We start from the raw sequence: 13784 nt of genomic DNA on the forward strand, positions 1-13784 counted from the left end.
GAGGTTCGCGGCGGGGCGTGTGGAATCGCGCGGAGCGGGTATTTCCCGACGCCGGGCGGCCCTCGCCCCCGGGACGGGAGTCACGGAGCACGGGAGAGGAGTCGCCGTGCCGGACGGGGACGAGTGGCGGGCCCTCGCGGCCGTCACGGGTGCGGCCCGGGGCGTCGACCCGCGCGCCGAGCTGGTCGGTGCGGGCGTGATCCTGCTGGTGGCCGCGGCCCTCACCGTCGGCGGACTGCTGGCGCTGAACATCGGGATCCTGGTGGCGGCCGTCGTGGTGGGCACCGCGGGGGCGATCTGGTGGGGCGAGGCGCGGCGGCGCCGGTCCCACGAGCGGGGCGGACCGCGCGGCCGGTAGGGCCGTTCGCCGGTTTGCCGTTCCCCGGGTGAGGAATCCTCCCGACGGTCCGTGCCCGGACCGCCTGGGCCGAGCGAGGAGGCACCCATGACCGAACCCCGCGACGACCGCACCGCCGAGGACGAGCCGGTGCGTACCTTCCCGGAGCAGGAGGACCCCGACGCCCTGGACTCGGACCCGGTCGAGGTCCCCCGTCCCGGCGCCCCGAGCATGCCGATGGAGCCCGGCGAGGAGCACGGGAACACCTGAGCCGCACCCCGGGGCGCGCCGCGAGCACGATCACCGCTGCCGATCACCGCGAGGTGTTCCCGGCGCGCTCCCGGGTACCTCCCCGCCGTCACCGACGCCGGAGGAGTGCCCGAATGACCACCAGCAGCAGGACCACGACGCCGACGCGACGGATCGCCGCGGGCGTGCTCGCGGCCGTCGCCGCGCTCGCCCTGGCCGGTTGCTCGGGCGGGTCACGCGCAGGCGCGGACCAGCCCGGGGTGGACAACACCGTCACCTCCGCGCCCGGCCAGCCCGTCAAGAGCTCGATCATGGCCTCGTCGGAGAAGGACCTGGCCGCCTCCTTCCGCACCAACGGGGTCGACGACCCGGAGAAGTGGGCGCAGGTCCTGGCGCAGAACAAGCCGTACCCGGCGGGGACCGAGGGCACGCAGAAGATCCAGCAGGTGCTCCAGCAGAACCAGGCCGAGCCCGAGGTCGTCGCCCAGATCACGACCCTCGTGGAGCCCTGACCGGTCAGGAGGGTCCGGCGGCGATCCGGACGGTGAAGCCGCCGGGGCCGCGGTGCAGGCTGACCTCGCGACCGAGCTGGTGGGCCATCCACAGCCCGAGCCCGGCCGTGGCGCTGCCCTTCGCCGGGAGCAGGCCCGCGTAGGGGTCGCTCGGGCCCGCGCCCGCGTCCGTCACCGTGACGACGGTCCGCTCGCCCGTCCACAACGCCACCCGCACCGGCGGCGCGCCGTGCACCCAGGCGTTGTCGACGACCTCGCTCACCGCGAGGACCAGATCCTCCAGCTCGTCGCGGTCCAGCCGGGCGGCGAACGCCAGCAGGGCGTGCCGCGCCGCGGCGGGACTGGGCTCGTGGAGCACGAGGCCGGGCGGCCCGGGCTCCGCCGGCGGCGGCGTCCGCATGCCCTCGACCAGCACCGCCTCCGGGTCGACGACCGCGGGATTGGCCGCGCGGGTGCCGTCCGGTGCTGCCAGGTGCGGATGGGTGCGCAGGACGCCGTCGAGCACGGGCCGGGGCGTGATCCGGGTGTCGTAGCAGCACAGGGACCACACCGGGAGGGTCGCGAAGGCGTGGTTGATCGCCGCCTCGTAGCGCGCCCAGCCGGCCCAGCGCGTGCCGTGCCCCGGGTGCGGCACGTTCCCGATCACCCGGACCTGCGGCGCACCGGCGCCGAGGGCCTCGGTGAACTGTTCGTGATAGGTCCGGATGGCGGCGGCCGGGGTCGGGTACTGGCGGTCCATGGCCAGCCAGCGCGCGCCGGCGGAGCGGGGCAGCGCCCGCCGGAGCAGCCCGGCGTCCCGCTCGGCGAGCGCGATCCAGGTCGGCTCGCCGGCCGCCAGCCCCTCCCGCACGAACGGCACGGCGACGGCCAGGAACTCGTCGTCGTCGCCGTGGAGCGCCGCCTCGTGGTGGTAACTCCCGGTGCCCGCCGCGGGCCCGGTCCTCATGCCGCCGTGTCCACGCGGACCTGCGCGAGCTGCAGCAGCCCGGCCATCCGCCGGACGACGCCCGGTGCGCCGCGCAGGGCGACGACGACCTCCTCCCGCCGGCCCAGCTCGTCGAGCAGGAGCAGCCCGCGGTGGTCGAGGAACCCCAGCTCGGTGGCGTCGAGCACCAGCTCGCCGCCGCGCAGGTCGAGCTCGGCGCGGTCGAGGGTGCGGGCGAGCAGCTCGCGGCCGGTGCGGTCGACCTCGCCGCCGAGCGCGGCGTCGACGCCCTCGCGTGCGAAGAACCGGAAGGGGGTGGCCCCGGCGCTCGCGGCCGGGTGCACGCAGGCGAGCTCGGCGACGGCGGACGCCCCGAGGGCGCCGCGGTCGTAGGCGCAGACCGCGGAGAAGGGGTGCGCGGTCATGAAGCGGTCGATGCGCTGCTCGTAGCGGGCGAACGCGTCCCGCTGTGCGGCGCTGCGGACCAGCACCGTGATCTCGGCCGCCGCCCGCAGCCCGCGGAACCCCGCGGCGAGCGCCTCCGCCGTCGCCTCGGCGTAGGTGCGGACCTGCACAGCGGGGTCGACGACCTCGTCCGCGCCGTACATGGACCGGGCCGACGCGACCTCGACGGCGCCCGGTCGCGCCGCGGAACCGAGCTCCGCGGCGACCTCGGTCAGCTCGGCGTCCGTGGCGTCGGCGACGTAGAGCACCCGGTCGCCGTGCTCGACGCCCTCGCGCAGGAACGTCGTGGCCTGGCGGCGGAACTCGGCGCGGTCGTCGAACGCCAGGCAGTAGTGGCCGCCCGGCCCGAGGTCACGCGCCTCGTCGACCACACCCGTCGCTCGCACCCGGCGAGTCTAGCGGTGAGCGGCCGGTACCCGGACCGTCCGAGGGGCCGGGCTCGGGTCGGGCTCGGGCGGTGTCAGCCGCGGTCCCGGCGCCGCCGCAGCTGGGCGGCCTGGGCCGGGTCCTGCGGGAGGGCGAGGGCGGCGTCGTAGGCTGCGCGGGCCGCGAGGTGGTCGCCGAGCCGGTCGAGGAGCTCCGCGCGGGCGGCGTGCCGGAGCGGGTAGCGCTCGAGCCCGGCCACGGCGTCGACCGCCGCCAGGCCGGCGGCGGGGCCGTCCCGCTCGGCCAGCGCCGCCGCCCGGTTCAGCCGGACGACCGGCGTGTCCTGCACCTCCAGCAGCACGTCGTACCAGGACACCACCGCGCCCCAGTCGGTGTCGGCCCAGGTCGGGGCCAGGGCGTGGCAGGCCGCGATCGCCGCCTGCACCACGTACGGGTCGGGGCGGTCGGGGCTGCGGCGCAGGCCCTCCCCGACCAGCCGCACGCCCTCCTCGATCAGGTCCGTGCGCCACCGCGAGCGGTCCTGGTCCGCCAGCAGCACGGGCAGGCCCGCGGCGTCCCGGCGGGCCTCGCGGCGGGAGTCGGTGAGCAGCTCCAGCGCCAGCAGCCCCAGCACCGACGGTTCGCCCGGCATCAGCTCGCGCAGCAGCCGGGTGAGCCGGACCGCCTCGTCGACCAGGGTCGGGCGGACCTCGCCGACCGGGTCGTACCCCTCGGTGAACAGCAGGTAGACCGTGGCGAGCACGGCGCGCAGCCGGTCGGGCAGCTCGTGGTCGTCCGGCACGCGGTACGGGATCGCCGCCCGCGCGATCTTCTGCCGCGCCCGGGTGAGCCGCTTCGCCATCGTCTCCTCGGGCACGAGCAGCGCCTGCCCGACCTCCGCCACCGACAGCCCGCAGAGCGTGCGCAGGGCCAGCGCCACCTGCGTCTCGTGCGCGAGCGCGGGGTGGCAGCAGACGAAGATCAGCCGGAGCAGGTCGTCGCGCACGGTCTCGGGCGGGGGCGGGTCCTCGGGCACCACGGCGAGCCCCTCCTTCCCGGACCGCGCGGCCTCGCGGCGCAGCAGGTCGATCGCCCGGCGCCGCGCGGTCAGGGTGAGCCAGGCGCGGGGCTGCTCGGGCACGCCGTCGCGCGGCCAGGTCTCCAGCGCGCGCACCGTCGCGTCCTGCACGGCGTCCTCGGCGAGCGGGAGGTCGCCGAGCTGCCGGACGAGCGTGGCGAGGACCCGCCGGCCCTCGTCGCGCACGAGGCGGAAGAGGGCCGAACGAGCCGGGTCCTCCGTCACCCGCCCTGCGCGCCGAAGTCGATCACCGGCCGGACCTCGATCGCGCCGTCCCAGGCGCCCGGGAGCTGGGCGGCCCACCGCACCGCCTCGTCGAGATCCGCGCACTCGAGCAGGTAGAAGCCGGTCAGGGCCTCCTTGGTCTCGGCGTAGGGCCCGTCCGTCGTGACGACGTCGCCGCCCTTGCCGCCCTGCACCCGCACCGTGGTGGCGGTGCCGGTCGGGTAGAGCGCGGCGCCGCCGCGGATGACGGCGGCCGCGGCCTCGCCGAAGGCGCCGTACTCCTTCGTGACGTCCGCGAACTCCGGCCGGCTCCAGTCGACGTCGGCGGCGTAGATGAGGGCTGCGTACTGGGGCATCGGATCCTCCTGGATCTCCTCGTGCGCCGGCGGGGACCGGCGTCACCCGAGGGACGAACGGGCACGCCCCGGCCGGGACAGTCGCGCCGAAGATTTTTCCGCCACCGGCCGGCGCGTGCTAGACCCTCGGTGATCGGCGCCGTCCGTCGTCCGGGAGGACCCATGGAGTACCGCGAGTACCGCCGCCACGACGCCGTCGGGCTCGCTCGGCTCGTGGAGAAGGGCGAGGTCTCGGCCGCGGAGCTGCTCGAGGTCGCGCTGGCCCGCGCCGACGCCGTCGACGGCACCGTCAACGCGATCCACCTCCCGATGCGGGAGATCGCCCGGTCCCGCGCCCGCACGGCTCTGACCGGCCCCTTCGCCGGCGTCCCGTTCCTGGTCAAGGACCTCGGGCAGCACTACGCCGGGCTGCCGACCGGCAGCGGCTCGCGCTCGCTGGCCACCCGGCCCGCCGAGGCCCACGCGCTCGTCGTGCAGCGGTGGCTGGAGGCCGGGCTGGTCGTGTTCGGCAAGACGAGCACGCCGGAGTTCGGCGCCAAGGCGATCACCGAACCCGAGGTGGGCGGGCCGACCCGCAACCCGTGGAACCCCGCGCACACGCCCGGCGGCTCGTCGGGCGGGTCCGCGGCGGCGGTGGCCGCGGGCATCGTCCCGGTCGCGGGCGCGAGCGACGGCGGCGGGTCGATCCGGATCCCGGCCGCCTGCTGCGGGCTGTTCGGCCTCAAGCCCGGGCGCGGGGTCGTGCCGGACGGTCCGGACGTCGCCGAGCGGCTGCACGGCGCAGCGGTCAACGGGGTGATCTCCCGATCCGTGCGGGACACCGCGGCGATGCTCGACGTCCTCTCCGCGCCGGACCCCACGGGCCCGTACCTGACCGCCCGCCCCGCCGCCGCGTACACCGACCTGGCCGCCCGGGAGCCGGGCGTGCTGCGGATCGGGATGAGCACCGCGTCCCCGCTCGGCACGCCGGTCGACCCCGAGGCGGTGGCGGCCGTCGAGGACGCGGCGGCCCTGCTGACCTCGCTCGGGCACGACGTCGAGCCGACCGTCACCGGCGTCGACGAGCGGCAGCTGGCGCGGGACTTCCTCACCATGTGGTTCGCGGCGATCGCCGCCCAGGTCACGGACGCCCGCCGGCTCACCGGCTGCGGCCCCGAGGGCTTCGAGATCGACACGCAGATCATGGCCGCGCTCGGCCGCGCCACCCCGGCGCCCGTCTACATCGACGCCCACGACCGGTGGAACGACCACACCCGCCGGCTCGCCGCCTTCCACGAGCGCTACGACCTGCTGCTCACCCCGACCCTCGCCCGCCCCCCGGTCCGGATCGGCGAGCTGGTGTCGCCCGCCCCGGTCCGCGCGGTGAGCAAGGCGCTGCTCCGGGCCCGCGCCGCGGGGCTGCTCGGCCGCACCGGCATCGTCGACACGCTCGTCGACCGCAACCTCGCCCCCGTCCCGTACACGCAGCTGGCCAACATCACGGGCCGCCCCGCCATGTCCGTCCCGCTGTACTGGACGCCCGCCCCCCTCCCCCTCGGCGTCCAGTTCGTCGGGCCGCCGGGCAGCGAGGGCCGCCTCCTCGCCCTCGCCACCCAGCTGGAGACCGCCCGCCCCTGGTTCGACCGCGAACCCCCGCTGTAGCCGCGAGTCGCGCTGCCGGCTCCCGCGAGTCGCGCCCTCGGCTCCCGCGAGTCGCGCCGTGGGCTTCCGCGAGTCGCGCCCCCAGCTCCCGCGAGTCGGCAGTTCCAGCACCGCCTGTCGCCAGTTCCGGGACACCGAGTCGGCAGTTCCGGGACGCGTGCGCGGACTCCGACCCCGGCGCCGGCACCGGGTCGCTCGGTGATCGCCGTCAGAGTGCGTCGGTGGCCGAACCGCCGACCCTGCACGCATCAGGACAGCGATCACGGACGCGTGCCCGCCGGCATGATCGCTGCGAGCGTGCCGCTACGGCTCTACCGACGACCGTCGAGTCACCCTGACGACGATCTTGGGCGTCCGGTCCAGTTCGTCGGGCGCCGACCCGCGGTCGCCAGGTGCCCGCCGTCAGCTCAGGCGATGTGCCCGGTCACCGTGATCGCGGCGACCTCCAGCTCGGGCGCGGTCGTGCTGCCGCCGAGCGTGGTGTCGTAGTCGGTCGCACCCTTCACGGTCACCTCGGCGGTGAAGACGTCGCCCTCGACCACCGGATCGAGCACCCGCCCGCTGCCGGTGAGGATGGTGTTCGTCCGTCCCCAAGATCGAGTCCTCCTGCGGGACGCCGTCGACCTGGGCGCGGAACCGCGTGGTACCCGTCGCGCTGTCGAACTGCGTCACCAGTCCGTGGACGATCACGCGCTCGCCCGAGTGCGCCTCCGGGTCCTTCGCGATCTGCGCCCAGTCCCGGGCGGTCAGCGTTCGCGCCGGACGAATCAGGGCATGACACCCGGTCGACCGAGACGGCCTACTTCGCCCCGAACTCCGCCTTCACCTCGGCCCGCCACGCCGTGTACTCCTCTCCGCCGTCGAGCCCGAGCGTGCCGATGCAGTCGCCACAGCGCCCGACGATGCGCAGCAGGGCGACCTGGCCGCACCGGACACAGGTCTGCGGGAGAGCAGTGGAGGTGTCGTCGTCTGGCACGCGACGAGTGTGCCTCACCGGCCCGCGCGGCGATCGCTCGCGGGCCGGCCCGCTCAGCGGAAGATCATGCAGCTGGAGCTGCCCTCCGCGAGCAGCCGCCCCGTTCCGTCCCGCAGGTCGGCGCGGGCGAGGGCGGTGCTGCGGCCGCCGTGCACCACCCAGCCCGTCGCCCGGACGAGGCCGGTGTCGGTGGTGATGCGGCGCAGGAACTTCACGTCGAGGTCGAGGCTGGTGTAGCGGACACCCGCGGGGAGCGTGGTGTGCACCGCGCAGCCCAGCGCGGAGTCGAGCAGGGTCGCGTAGACGCCGCCGTGCACCGAGCCGAGCGGGTTGTAGTGGTGGTCGCCCGGCTCCAGCGTGAACACCGCACGGCCCTCCTCGACCGACTCCAGCTCGAAGCCGAGCAGGCCCGCGATCGGCGGGGCGGGGAGCTCGCCGGACAGGACGGCCTTCATGACCGACAGCCCGTCCATCCCGGCCGCGGCGGCCATGCCGGCCGGGTCCTCCCAGCGGTGGGTGCGCTCGTTCAGGGCGGGCTGGACGTCCGTCATCGACTCCTCCTTCGGTGGCTGCCGACCACCCTACCTGGATTGCAAACAGAAACCTAGGCGCTGACCGGCTCCTCGCGCCGACGGCACGCCTGCGCGTACGCCACCGGCGTCAGCCCGATCGCCGCGCCGAAGTCCCGGATGAAGTGGGACTGGTCGAAGTACCCCAGCTCCGCAGCCACCTCCGCCCAGGGCCGGTCCCGCTCCTCGGCGAGCCGGGCCGCCGCCTCGTGCAGCCGGTACCGCCGCAGCACCCACTTCGGGCTCACCCCGACGTACCGGCCGAACAGCCGCTGCAACGTGCGGGCCGGGATACCGAACCGCTCCACGATGTCCTCGACGCGCGTGACCTCCCGGTCGTGCAGCAGCGCCCCGACGATCCGCCCGACGACCGCAACCTGCGGGTCCGGCTCCGGCCACCGCTCCCGCAGGAACGCCTCCATCCGCGCGACCAGCTCCGGCACCGGCCCGGTCATCGATGCGGCCAGCGCGACGGCCGGGGGACCCCAGAGGTGCGCGGCGGGCAGTGTGACGTCCGTGAGTGCGGAGACCGGGCGGCCGAGGAACGGCAGGAACGCCCCCGGCCGGAACTTCGTGCCGAACACCCGCCCCTCGCCGGTGTAGGTGTACGTGAACCGCTCCCGTCCGACGCCGGCGACGGCGAGCATCCCGCGGTCGAGCACCACGTTGACGCACGGGTGCGGCAGCAGCGTGACCGACGCCCCGCGACCCGGCGGCAGCGCCCACGAGACCACCCAGTGCCGCTCCACCAGCTCGGCGAGGTCCGGCGACGGCCGGTACCGGTCCAGCCGGAAGTCGACGTCCCGCACGCCGAGCAGGCCGTACTCGCTGGTGGTCGACAGCACGCCCACAGCATGCCGCGCCGCACCGACAGAACCGGGCGCTCCGGCACGAGTGACAGGAGTCACAGCACGCGGTTCACTGTCGGGATGACGACCTACGCGGAGCGCCCCTGGCTGGCCCGCTACGACGAGGGCGTGCCGGCGGACGTCGAGCCGGAGTTCCCGTCCGCCCTGGCGATGTGGCACGCGACCGCGAAGGCGAACCCCGAGCGGCCCTTCCTGCACTACTTCCACGCCACCCGCACGGTCGGCGAGGTCGACGCCGACTCCGACGCGCTCGCCGCCGGGCTGGCCGCGCTCGGGGTCGCACCGGGTGACCGCGTGGCGGTGTACCTGCAGAACGTGCCGCAGTGGGCCGTCGTGATGCTCGGCGTGTGGAAGGCCGGCGCGATCGTCGTCCCGGTCAACCCGATGCTGCGGGAGCGCGAGCTGCAGGTGGTCCTCGCCGACTCCGGCGCCTCCGTCCTCGTCGCGCTGGAGTCGCTGCACCCGGTCGCGCTGCAGGTCCAGCCGTCGACCGCCGTCCGGACCCTGATCACCACCTCGGAGCTCGACCCCCTCGACGGCGACGAGGTCCCCGGCCTGCTGGCCGGCAGCTCCCGCCAGCGGCCCGCCACGGCCCTCGACCTGGGTGACCTCATCGCGCAGCACGCCGGCGGCCCGCCGCCCGCGGTCCCCGAGCCGGGCCCCGACGACGTCGCGTTCCTCACCTACACCTCGGGCACGACCGGGCCGCCGAAGGGCGCGACGAACACGCACCGCAACGTCGTCTTCAACGCCATGACCTACCGGGACTGGATCCACCTCGGCCCCGACGACGTGATCCTCGGCGTCGCCCCGCTCTTCCACATCACCGGCCTGATCGGGCACCTCGCCGTAGCCGCCCTGACCGGCGCGCCCGTGGTGCTGGGCTTCCGCTTCGACGCCGGCACCGTGCTCGAGCTGGTCGAGCGCTGGCGGGCGACCTTCGTCGTCGGCGCGATCCCCGTGTACATCGCGATGATGGAGCATCCCGACGCCACGACCCGGGACCTCTCCTCGCTGACGAAGGTCTACAGCGGCGGCGCGCCGGTCGCCCCCGCCGTCGTGGAGGCCTTCGAGCGCAGGATCGGCCCGTACATCCACAACGCCTACGGTCTCACCGAGACCACGAGCCCGAGCCATGTCGGCCCCTTCGGCTCCCGCGCGCCCGTCGACCCGAGGTCCGGCGCGCTGTCCGTCGGGGTGCCGGTGTCGAACACCGTGGTCCGGGTGGTCGACGACGACGGGCGCGACCTACCCGTCGGCGAGGTCGGCGAGATCGTGATCCGTGGCCCGCAGGTGGTGCCCGGCTACTGGAACAAGCCGGAGGAGACCGCCCACGCGCTGCCGGGCGGCGAGCTGCGCACGGGTGACGTCGGGTTCATGGACGCCGACGGCTGGTTCTACCTGGTCGACCGGAAGAAGGACCAGATCAACGCGGGCGGCTACAAGATCTGGCCGCGCGAGGTCGAGGACGTGCTGTACGGCCACCCGGCTGTGCGCGAGGCCGCCGTGGTGGGGGTGCCCGACGAGTACCGCGGCGAGACCGTGAAGGCCGTCGTGTCGCTCAAGGCGGGCGCGGAGCTGGAGCCGGACGAGCTGATCGCCTTCGCCCGGGACCGCATGGCCGCCTACAAGTACCCGCGGATCGTGGAGGTCGTCGACGAGCTGCCGAAGACCGTCAGCGGCAAGATCCTGCGCCGCGAGCTGCGCTGACGCTGCGTGCGCGGTCGGTGGTGCCGGAGCACGACCGACCGCGCACGGGCACGTCAGCGTGAACGGGCCATCTCCTGCAGCCGGCGGATCCGGTCCTCGATCGGCGGGTGCGTGGAGAACCACCTCGCCATCTGGTCGCCGGCCCGGAAGGGGCTCGCGATCATCAGGTGGGACTGCGAGACCAGCTGCGGCTCGGGCGGCAGCGGCGCGAGCGCGGTGCCGTACTGCAGCTTGTGCAGCGCCGACGCCAGCGCGAGGGGGTCCCCGGTCAGCTCGGCGCCCGACGCGTCCGCCTGGTACTCCCGCGACCGGCTCACCGACATCTGCACGACGCCCGCCGCGACCGGTCCGAGCAGGGCGATCAGGATGACCGCCAACGGGTTCGGCCGGTCCTCGTCGCCCCCGCCGAACAGCCCGGCGAACATCGCGATGTTGGCCAGGAAGCTGATCATCGACGCCATCGCGCCGGCCACGCAGGAGATGAGGATGTCGCGGTTGTGGACGTGGCTGAGCTCGTGGCCCAGCACGGCGCGCAGCTCCCGCTCGTCGAGCAGCTCGAGCAGCCCCGTGGTGGCGCAGACCGCGGCGTTGCGCGGGTTGCGGCCGGTGGCGAAGGCGTTGGGCGCGTTGGTGGGGCTGATGTAGAGCTGCGGCATCGGCTGCCGCGCCCGCTGGCTGAGCTCGCGCACGATCCGGTACAGCCCGGGCGCCTCGGCCTCGGTGACCGGCCGCGCGTGCATGGCGCGCAACGCGATCGTCGCCGAGTTGAAGTACGCGTAGCCGTTCATGCCGAGGGCGACGAGCAGCGCGATGATCAGCCCGGTCCGGCCCGCCACCAGTCCCCCGACGACCAGGACCAGCGCGCTCGTCCCGCCCAGCAGGACCGCCGTCTTCAGCCCGTTGAGGTGACCGTGGCCAGTGTGACCGTGCACCGCCTCGCCGCTCCTTCCGCAGGTTCCTGCAGGGTCAACGACCCGCCGGGAGGCCGTGTTCCGGGCCGTCCGGCTTCACAGGCGACTCACGGGTTCACGGCGCGCTCGCCCACGGCGTCGAAGTGGTCGCGGCGGATGTCGACGAACAGGCCTCGGCCCGCGGCGGCCAGCGGCCCGTCCGGCCCGTCGAGCCGGGCGGTGCCGGTGGTCCAGGTCTTGCGCCCCTCCCGCTCCTCGACGCGGGCCCACAGGTGCAGCCGCGTGCCGATCGGGATCGGCCGGCGGTAGGTCGTCGTCAGCTCCGCGGTCACCGCGGGGCGGCGGAAGAAGGCCTGCAGCGCACCCATCGTCTCGTCCAGTGCCGCGGCGACGACGCCCCCGTGGACCACGCCCGGACCGCCCTGCAGGCCGGGCCGGACGTCGAGCACCGAGGTGACGGTCAGGTCCTCCCCCGCGACGAAGCTCAGGTGCAGCCCGTGCTCGACGTCCCCGCAGCCGAGACACCCGTCGTGGTGCCGGCGCACCTTCTCCCCCGGTCGGGGGGCGCGGTCGTGGGGCAGGGGGCGGTCGTTCACGGTCACGGGCGGACGGTAGCCCGGCGGGATGTCAGGATCACTCCATGACCACCGAAGTCCGCACGACGGTCGAGGACGGCGTCGCGCTGCTCACAGTCTCGAACCCCGCCCGCCGCAACGCGATGAACCTCGAGCTGTCCGGCAGGCTCGTCGCCGCGCTCGACGCGGCGGTCGCCGATCCGGCCGTGGGCGCCGTCGTGATCACCGGCGAGCCGCCCGCCTTCTGCGCCGGTGGCGACCTGTCCGAGCTGCAGGGGGCCGACCCGGCGCGGCTCAGGACCGTGTACGCGGGCTTCCTCGCCGTCGCGCAGTGCCCGCTGCCGACGATCGCCGCGGTCAACGGCGCCGCCGTCGGCGCCGGCCTGAACCTGGCGCTGGCCTGTGATCTCCGCCTCGCGGGTCCGGGCGCGAAGTTCGACGCCCGGTTCATGCAGCTCGGCCTGCACCCCGGGGGCGGCTACACCTGGATGGTCGACCGGGCGCTGGGCGCCCAGGGCGCCAAGGCCCTGACGCTGTTCTGCGACGTGCTCGACGCCGTCGAGGCCGAGCGGGTCGGCCTGGTCTGGCGCCGGTACGACGACGACGCCGCCCTCCTCGCGGGGGCGAAGGAGCTCGCCGGCCGGGCCGCCGCCGCGCCGCGGTCGCTGATCGAGACCACCAAGGCCACGATGCGCGTCACGGCCGGGGCGATCTCGCACGTGGAGGCGACCGAGATCGAGGTGAGAGCGCAGGCTGCGTCCGTACACTCGGAGGAGTTCCGGGAGCGCGTCACGGCGCTCCAGGCACGCATCAGCAAGCGGTAGGGGCGGGGACAGGAGTTCCCGTCCCGGCCGGGACGAGCGGAGGCCGTGTGACGTCGTACCGGGTCCCGGGACGCCGGCCGATACCCGGCGTTAACCTCGTCCGGACATTTGTGTTCCCGATAACGAACCGGGGAATGACCTCGACATGACGTCCAACGAGACCGCCGTCACGCCCGCCGGCGGCGAGCACGATGTCATCACGAAGGACCGGGTGGTGATCCGGTTCGCGGGTGACTCCGGCGACGGGATGCAGCTCACGGGTGACCGGTTCACCTCGGAGACCGCGACCTTCGGCAACGACCTGTCCACGCTGCCGAACTTCCCGGCCGAGATCCGGGCCCCTGCCGGCACCCTGCCCGGGGTGTCGTCGTTCCAGCTGCACTTCGCGAACTACGACATCCTCACCCCCGGCGACCGGCCGGACGTGCTGGTGGCGATGAACCCGGCCGCGCTCAAGGCGAACATCGGCGACCTGCCGGCCGGCGGGGTGCTGATCGTCAACACCGACGAGTTCACCAAGCGCAACCTGACCAAGGTCGGCTACGAGGCCAACCCGCTCGAGGACGACTCGCTGGCCGACTACCAGGTCCACGAGGTCGCCATGGCCACCCTCACCCGGGGCGCCCTGGAGGACACCGGCCTGAGCAAGAAGGACGCCGAGCGGGCGAAGAACATGTTCGCCCTCGGGCTGCTGTCCTGGATGTACCACCGCCCGCACGAGGGCACCGAGCGGTTCCTGCGGGAGAAGTTCGCCCGCCGCCCCGAGCTGGCCGAGGCCAACATCCTGGCGTTTCGCGCCGGGCACGCCTACGGCGAGACCACCGAGGCGTTCGCGGTCACCTACGAGGTCGCCCCGGCCAAGCTGGACCCGGGCACCTACCGGCAGATCACCGGCAACACCGCGATGGCCTACGGCATCGTCGCCGCCGGGCAGACCACCGGGCTGCCGGTGTTCCTCGGCAGCTACCCGATCACCCCGGCCTCGGACATCCTGCACGAGCTCTCGAAGCACAAGGCCTTCGGCGTGACCACGTTCCAGGCCGAGGACGAGATCGCCGGCGTCGGCGCGGCGCTGGGCGCGTCGTTCGGCGGGTCCCTGGGTGTCACGACCACGTCCGGCCCGGGGATCTCGCTGAAGTCCGAGACCATCGGCCTCGCGGTGGCCCTGGAGCTGCCGCTGCTGGTGATCGACGTGC

Annotated in this window: 17 protein-coding genes; 7 read left to right on the top strand and 10 right to left on the bottom strand. The window is 74.6% G+C overall.

Annotated elements, in window-relative coordinates:
- Nucleotides 1-106 precede the first annotated feature (106 nt).
- The 3 genes from ABD990_RS26910 to ABD990_RS26920 all read left to right on the top strand — a co-directional run bounded on the left by ABD990_RS26910 (nucleotide 107) and on the right by ABD990_RS26920 (nucleotide 1098).
- Nucleotides 107-358 carry a hypothetical protein gene (locus ABD990_RS26910; protein WP_345383541.1) on the top strand — a complete coding sequence of 84 codons (252 nt, stop codon included), beginning with the start codon at nucleotides 107-109 and terminating at the stop codon, nucleotides 356-358.
- Nucleotides 359-445: 87 nt separating this feature from the next.
- Nucleotides 446-607, top strand: a complete 162-nt coding sequence (locus ABD990_RS26915) for a hypothetical protein (protein ID WP_345383542.1) — start codon at nucleotides 446-448, stop codon at nucleotides 605-607.
- 113 nt (nucleotides 608-720) lie between these two features.
- Nucleotides 721-1098, top strand: a complete 378-nt coding sequence (locus tag ABD990_RS26920) for a hypothetical protein (protein WP_345383543.1) — start codon at nucleotides 721-723, stop codon at nucleotides 1096-1098.
- Between the two features lie 4 nt (nucleotides 1099-1102).
- On the opposite strand, the gene ABD990_RS26925 is transcribed toward ABD990_RS26920, so the two are convergent.
- From ABD990_RS26925 to ABD990_RS26940, 4 genes are all read right to left on the bottom strand, one after another.
- Entirely contained in the window at nucleotides 1103-2044 is a 942-nt protein-coding gene (locus tag ABD990_RS26925) for an anti-sigma factor RsbA family regulatory protein (RefSeq protein WP_345383544.1), read from the bottom strand.
- The gene (locus ABD990_RS26930; protein WP_345383545.1) at nucleotides 2041-2874 is read right to left on the bottom strand and encodes an MEDS domain-containing protein; all 834 of its coding nucleotides are present in this window, start codon (nucleotides 2872-2874) and stop codon (nucleotides 2041-2043) included. Before ABD990_RS26930 ends, ABD990_RS26925 begins: the two co-directional genes overlap by 4 nt.
- A 74-nt stretch (nucleotides 2875-2948) precedes the next feature.
- Nucleotides 2949-4157, bottom strand: a complete 1209-nt coding sequence (locus ABD990_RS26935; protein ID WP_345383546.1) for an RNA polymerase sigma factor — start codon at nucleotides 4155-4157, stop codon at nucleotides 2949-2951.
- Nucleotides 4154-4513, bottom strand: coding sequence for a YciI family protein (locus ABD990_RS26940; RefSeq protein WP_345383548.1), 360 nt, complete (start codon nucleotides 4511-4513; stop codon nucleotides 4154-4156). Before ABD990_RS26940 ends, ABD990_RS26935 begins: the two co-directional genes overlap by 4 nt.
- A 162-nt stretch (nucleotides 4514-4675) precedes the next feature.
- Between ABD990_RS26940 and ABD990_RS26945 the strand changes: the two genes are divergently transcribed.
- Nucleotides 4676-6154 (top strand): amidase, encoded by a 1479-nt coding sequence (locus tag ABD990_RS26945; RefSeq protein ID WP_345383549.1) that lies wholly within the window; start codon nucleotides 4676-4678, stop codon nucleotides 6152-6154.
- 407 nt (nucleotides 6155-6561) lie between these two features.
- Here the strand turns inward: ABD990_RS26945 and ABD990_RS26950 are convergent, their stop codons facing one another.
- The 4 genes from ABD990_RS26950 to ABD990_RS26965 all read right to left on the bottom strand — a co-directional run bounded on the left by ABD990_RS26950 (nucleotide 6562) and on the right by ABD990_RS26965 (nucleotide 8544).
- Entirely contained in the window at nucleotides 6562-6708 is a 147-nt protein-coding gene (locus tag ABD990_RS26950; protein ID WP_345383551.1) for a hypothetical protein, read from the bottom strand.
- Between the two features lie 245 nt (nucleotides 6709-6953).
- Nucleotides 6954-7130, bottom strand: coding sequence for a hypothetical protein (locus tag ABD990_RS26955; RefSeq protein WP_345383553.1), 177 nt, complete (start codon nucleotides 7128-7130; stop codon nucleotides 6954-6956).
- Nucleotides 7131-7183: 53 nt separating this feature from the next.
- Nucleotides 7184-7681, bottom strand: a complete 498-nt coding sequence (locus ABD990_RS26960; RefSeq protein WP_345383554.1) for a PaaI family thioesterase — start codon at nucleotides 7679-7681, stop codon at nucleotides 7184-7186.
- Between the two features lie 53 nt (nucleotides 7682-7734).
- Nucleotides 7735-8544, bottom strand: coding sequence for a DUF6597 domain-containing transcriptional factor (locus tag ABD990_RS26965; RefSeq protein ID WP_345383555.1), 810 nt, complete (start codon nucleotides 8542-8544; stop codon nucleotides 7735-7737).
- 84 nt (nucleotides 8545-8628) lie between these two features.
- Here ABD990_RS26965 and ABD990_RS26970 point away from each other — a divergent pair, with 84 nt between their 5' ends.
- On the top strand, nucleotides 8629-10278 hold the full coding sequence (locus tag ABD990_RS26970) for a class I adenylate-forming enzyme family protein (RefSeq protein ID WP_345383556.1): 1650 nt from the start codon (nucleotides 8629-8631) through the stop codon (nucleotides 10276-10278).
- Between the two features lie 53 nt (nucleotides 10279-10331).
- Here ABD990_RS26970 and htpX read toward each other — a convergent pair whose 3' ends face one another.
- Complete coding sequence (gene htpX / locus ABD990_RS26975; protein ID WP_345383557.1) at nucleotides 10332-11210, bottom strand: zinc metalloprotease HtpX; 879 nt, start codon at nucleotides 11208-11210, stop codon at nucleotides 10332-10334.
- 86 nt (nucleotides 11211-11296) lie between these two features.
- Nucleotides 11297-11791 (bottom strand): hotdog domain-containing protein, encoded by a 495-nt coding sequence (locus ABD990_RS26980; RefSeq protein WP_345383558.1) that lies wholly within the window; start codon nucleotides 11789-11791, stop codon nucleotides 11297-11299.
- Between the two features lie 38 nt (nucleotides 11792-11829).
- On the opposite strand from ABD990_RS26980, the gene ABD990_RS26985 reads away from it, so the two are divergent.
- Together ABD990_RS26985 and ABD990_RS26990 are read left to right on the top strand one after the other, a co-directional pair.
- The gene (locus tag ABD990_RS26985; RefSeq protein ID WP_345383559.1) at nucleotides 11830-12588 is read left to right on the top strand and encodes an enoyl-CoA hydratase; all 759 of its coding nucleotides are present in this window, start codon (nucleotides 11830-11832) and stop codon (nucleotides 12586-12588) included.
- Between the two features lie 145 nt (nucleotides 12589-12733).
- A partial coding sequence (locus ABD990_RS26990; protein ID WP_345383560.1) for a 2-oxoacid:acceptor oxidoreductase family protein occupies nucleotides 12734-13784 on the top strand: 1051 nt, incomplete at its 3' end.

Origin of the sequence: Pseudonocardia yuanmonensis (assembly GCF_039542425.1) — a bacterium.
Classification (GTDB): Bacteria; Actinomycetota; Actinomycetes; order Mycobacteriales; family Pseudonocardiaceae; genus Pseudonocardia; species Pseudonocardia yuanmonensis.

Excerpts from the sequence above, each read along its gene's own strand:
- ABD990_RS26970 (WP_345383556.1), top strand. The coding sequence starts at position 8,629 with ATGACGACCTACGCGGAGCGCCCCTGGCTGGCCCGCTACGACGAGGGC.
- ABD990_RS26960 (WP_345383554.1), bottom strand. The coding sequence starts at position 7,681 with ATGACGGACGTCCAGCCCGCCCTGAACGAGCGCACCCACCGCTGGGAG.
- ABD990_RS26920 (WP_345383543.1), top strand. The coding sequence starts at position 721 with ATGACCACCAGCAGCAGGACCACGACGCCGACGCGACGGATCGCCGCG.
- ABD990_RS26915 (WP_345383542.1), top strand. The coding sequence starts at position 446 with ATGACCGAACCCCGCGACGACCGCACCGCCGAGGACGAGCCGGTGCGT.
- ABD990_RS26985 (WP_345383559.1), top strand. The coding sequence starts at position 11,830 with ATGACCACCGAAGTCCGCACGACGGTCGAGGACGGCGTCGCGCTGCTC.
- ABD990_RS26925 (WP_345383544.1), bottom strand. The coding sequence starts at position 2,044 with ATGAGGACCGGGCCCGCGGCGGGCACCGGGAGTTACCACCACGAGGCG.
- ABD990_RS26940 (WP_345383548.1), bottom strand. The coding sequence starts at position 4,513 with ATGCCCCAGTACGCAGCCCTCATCTACGCCGCCGACGTCGACTGGAGC.
- ABD990_RS26945 (WP_345383549.1), top strand. The coding sequence starts at position 4,676 with ATGGAGTACCGCGAGTACCGCCGCCACGACGCCGTCGGGCTCGCTCGG.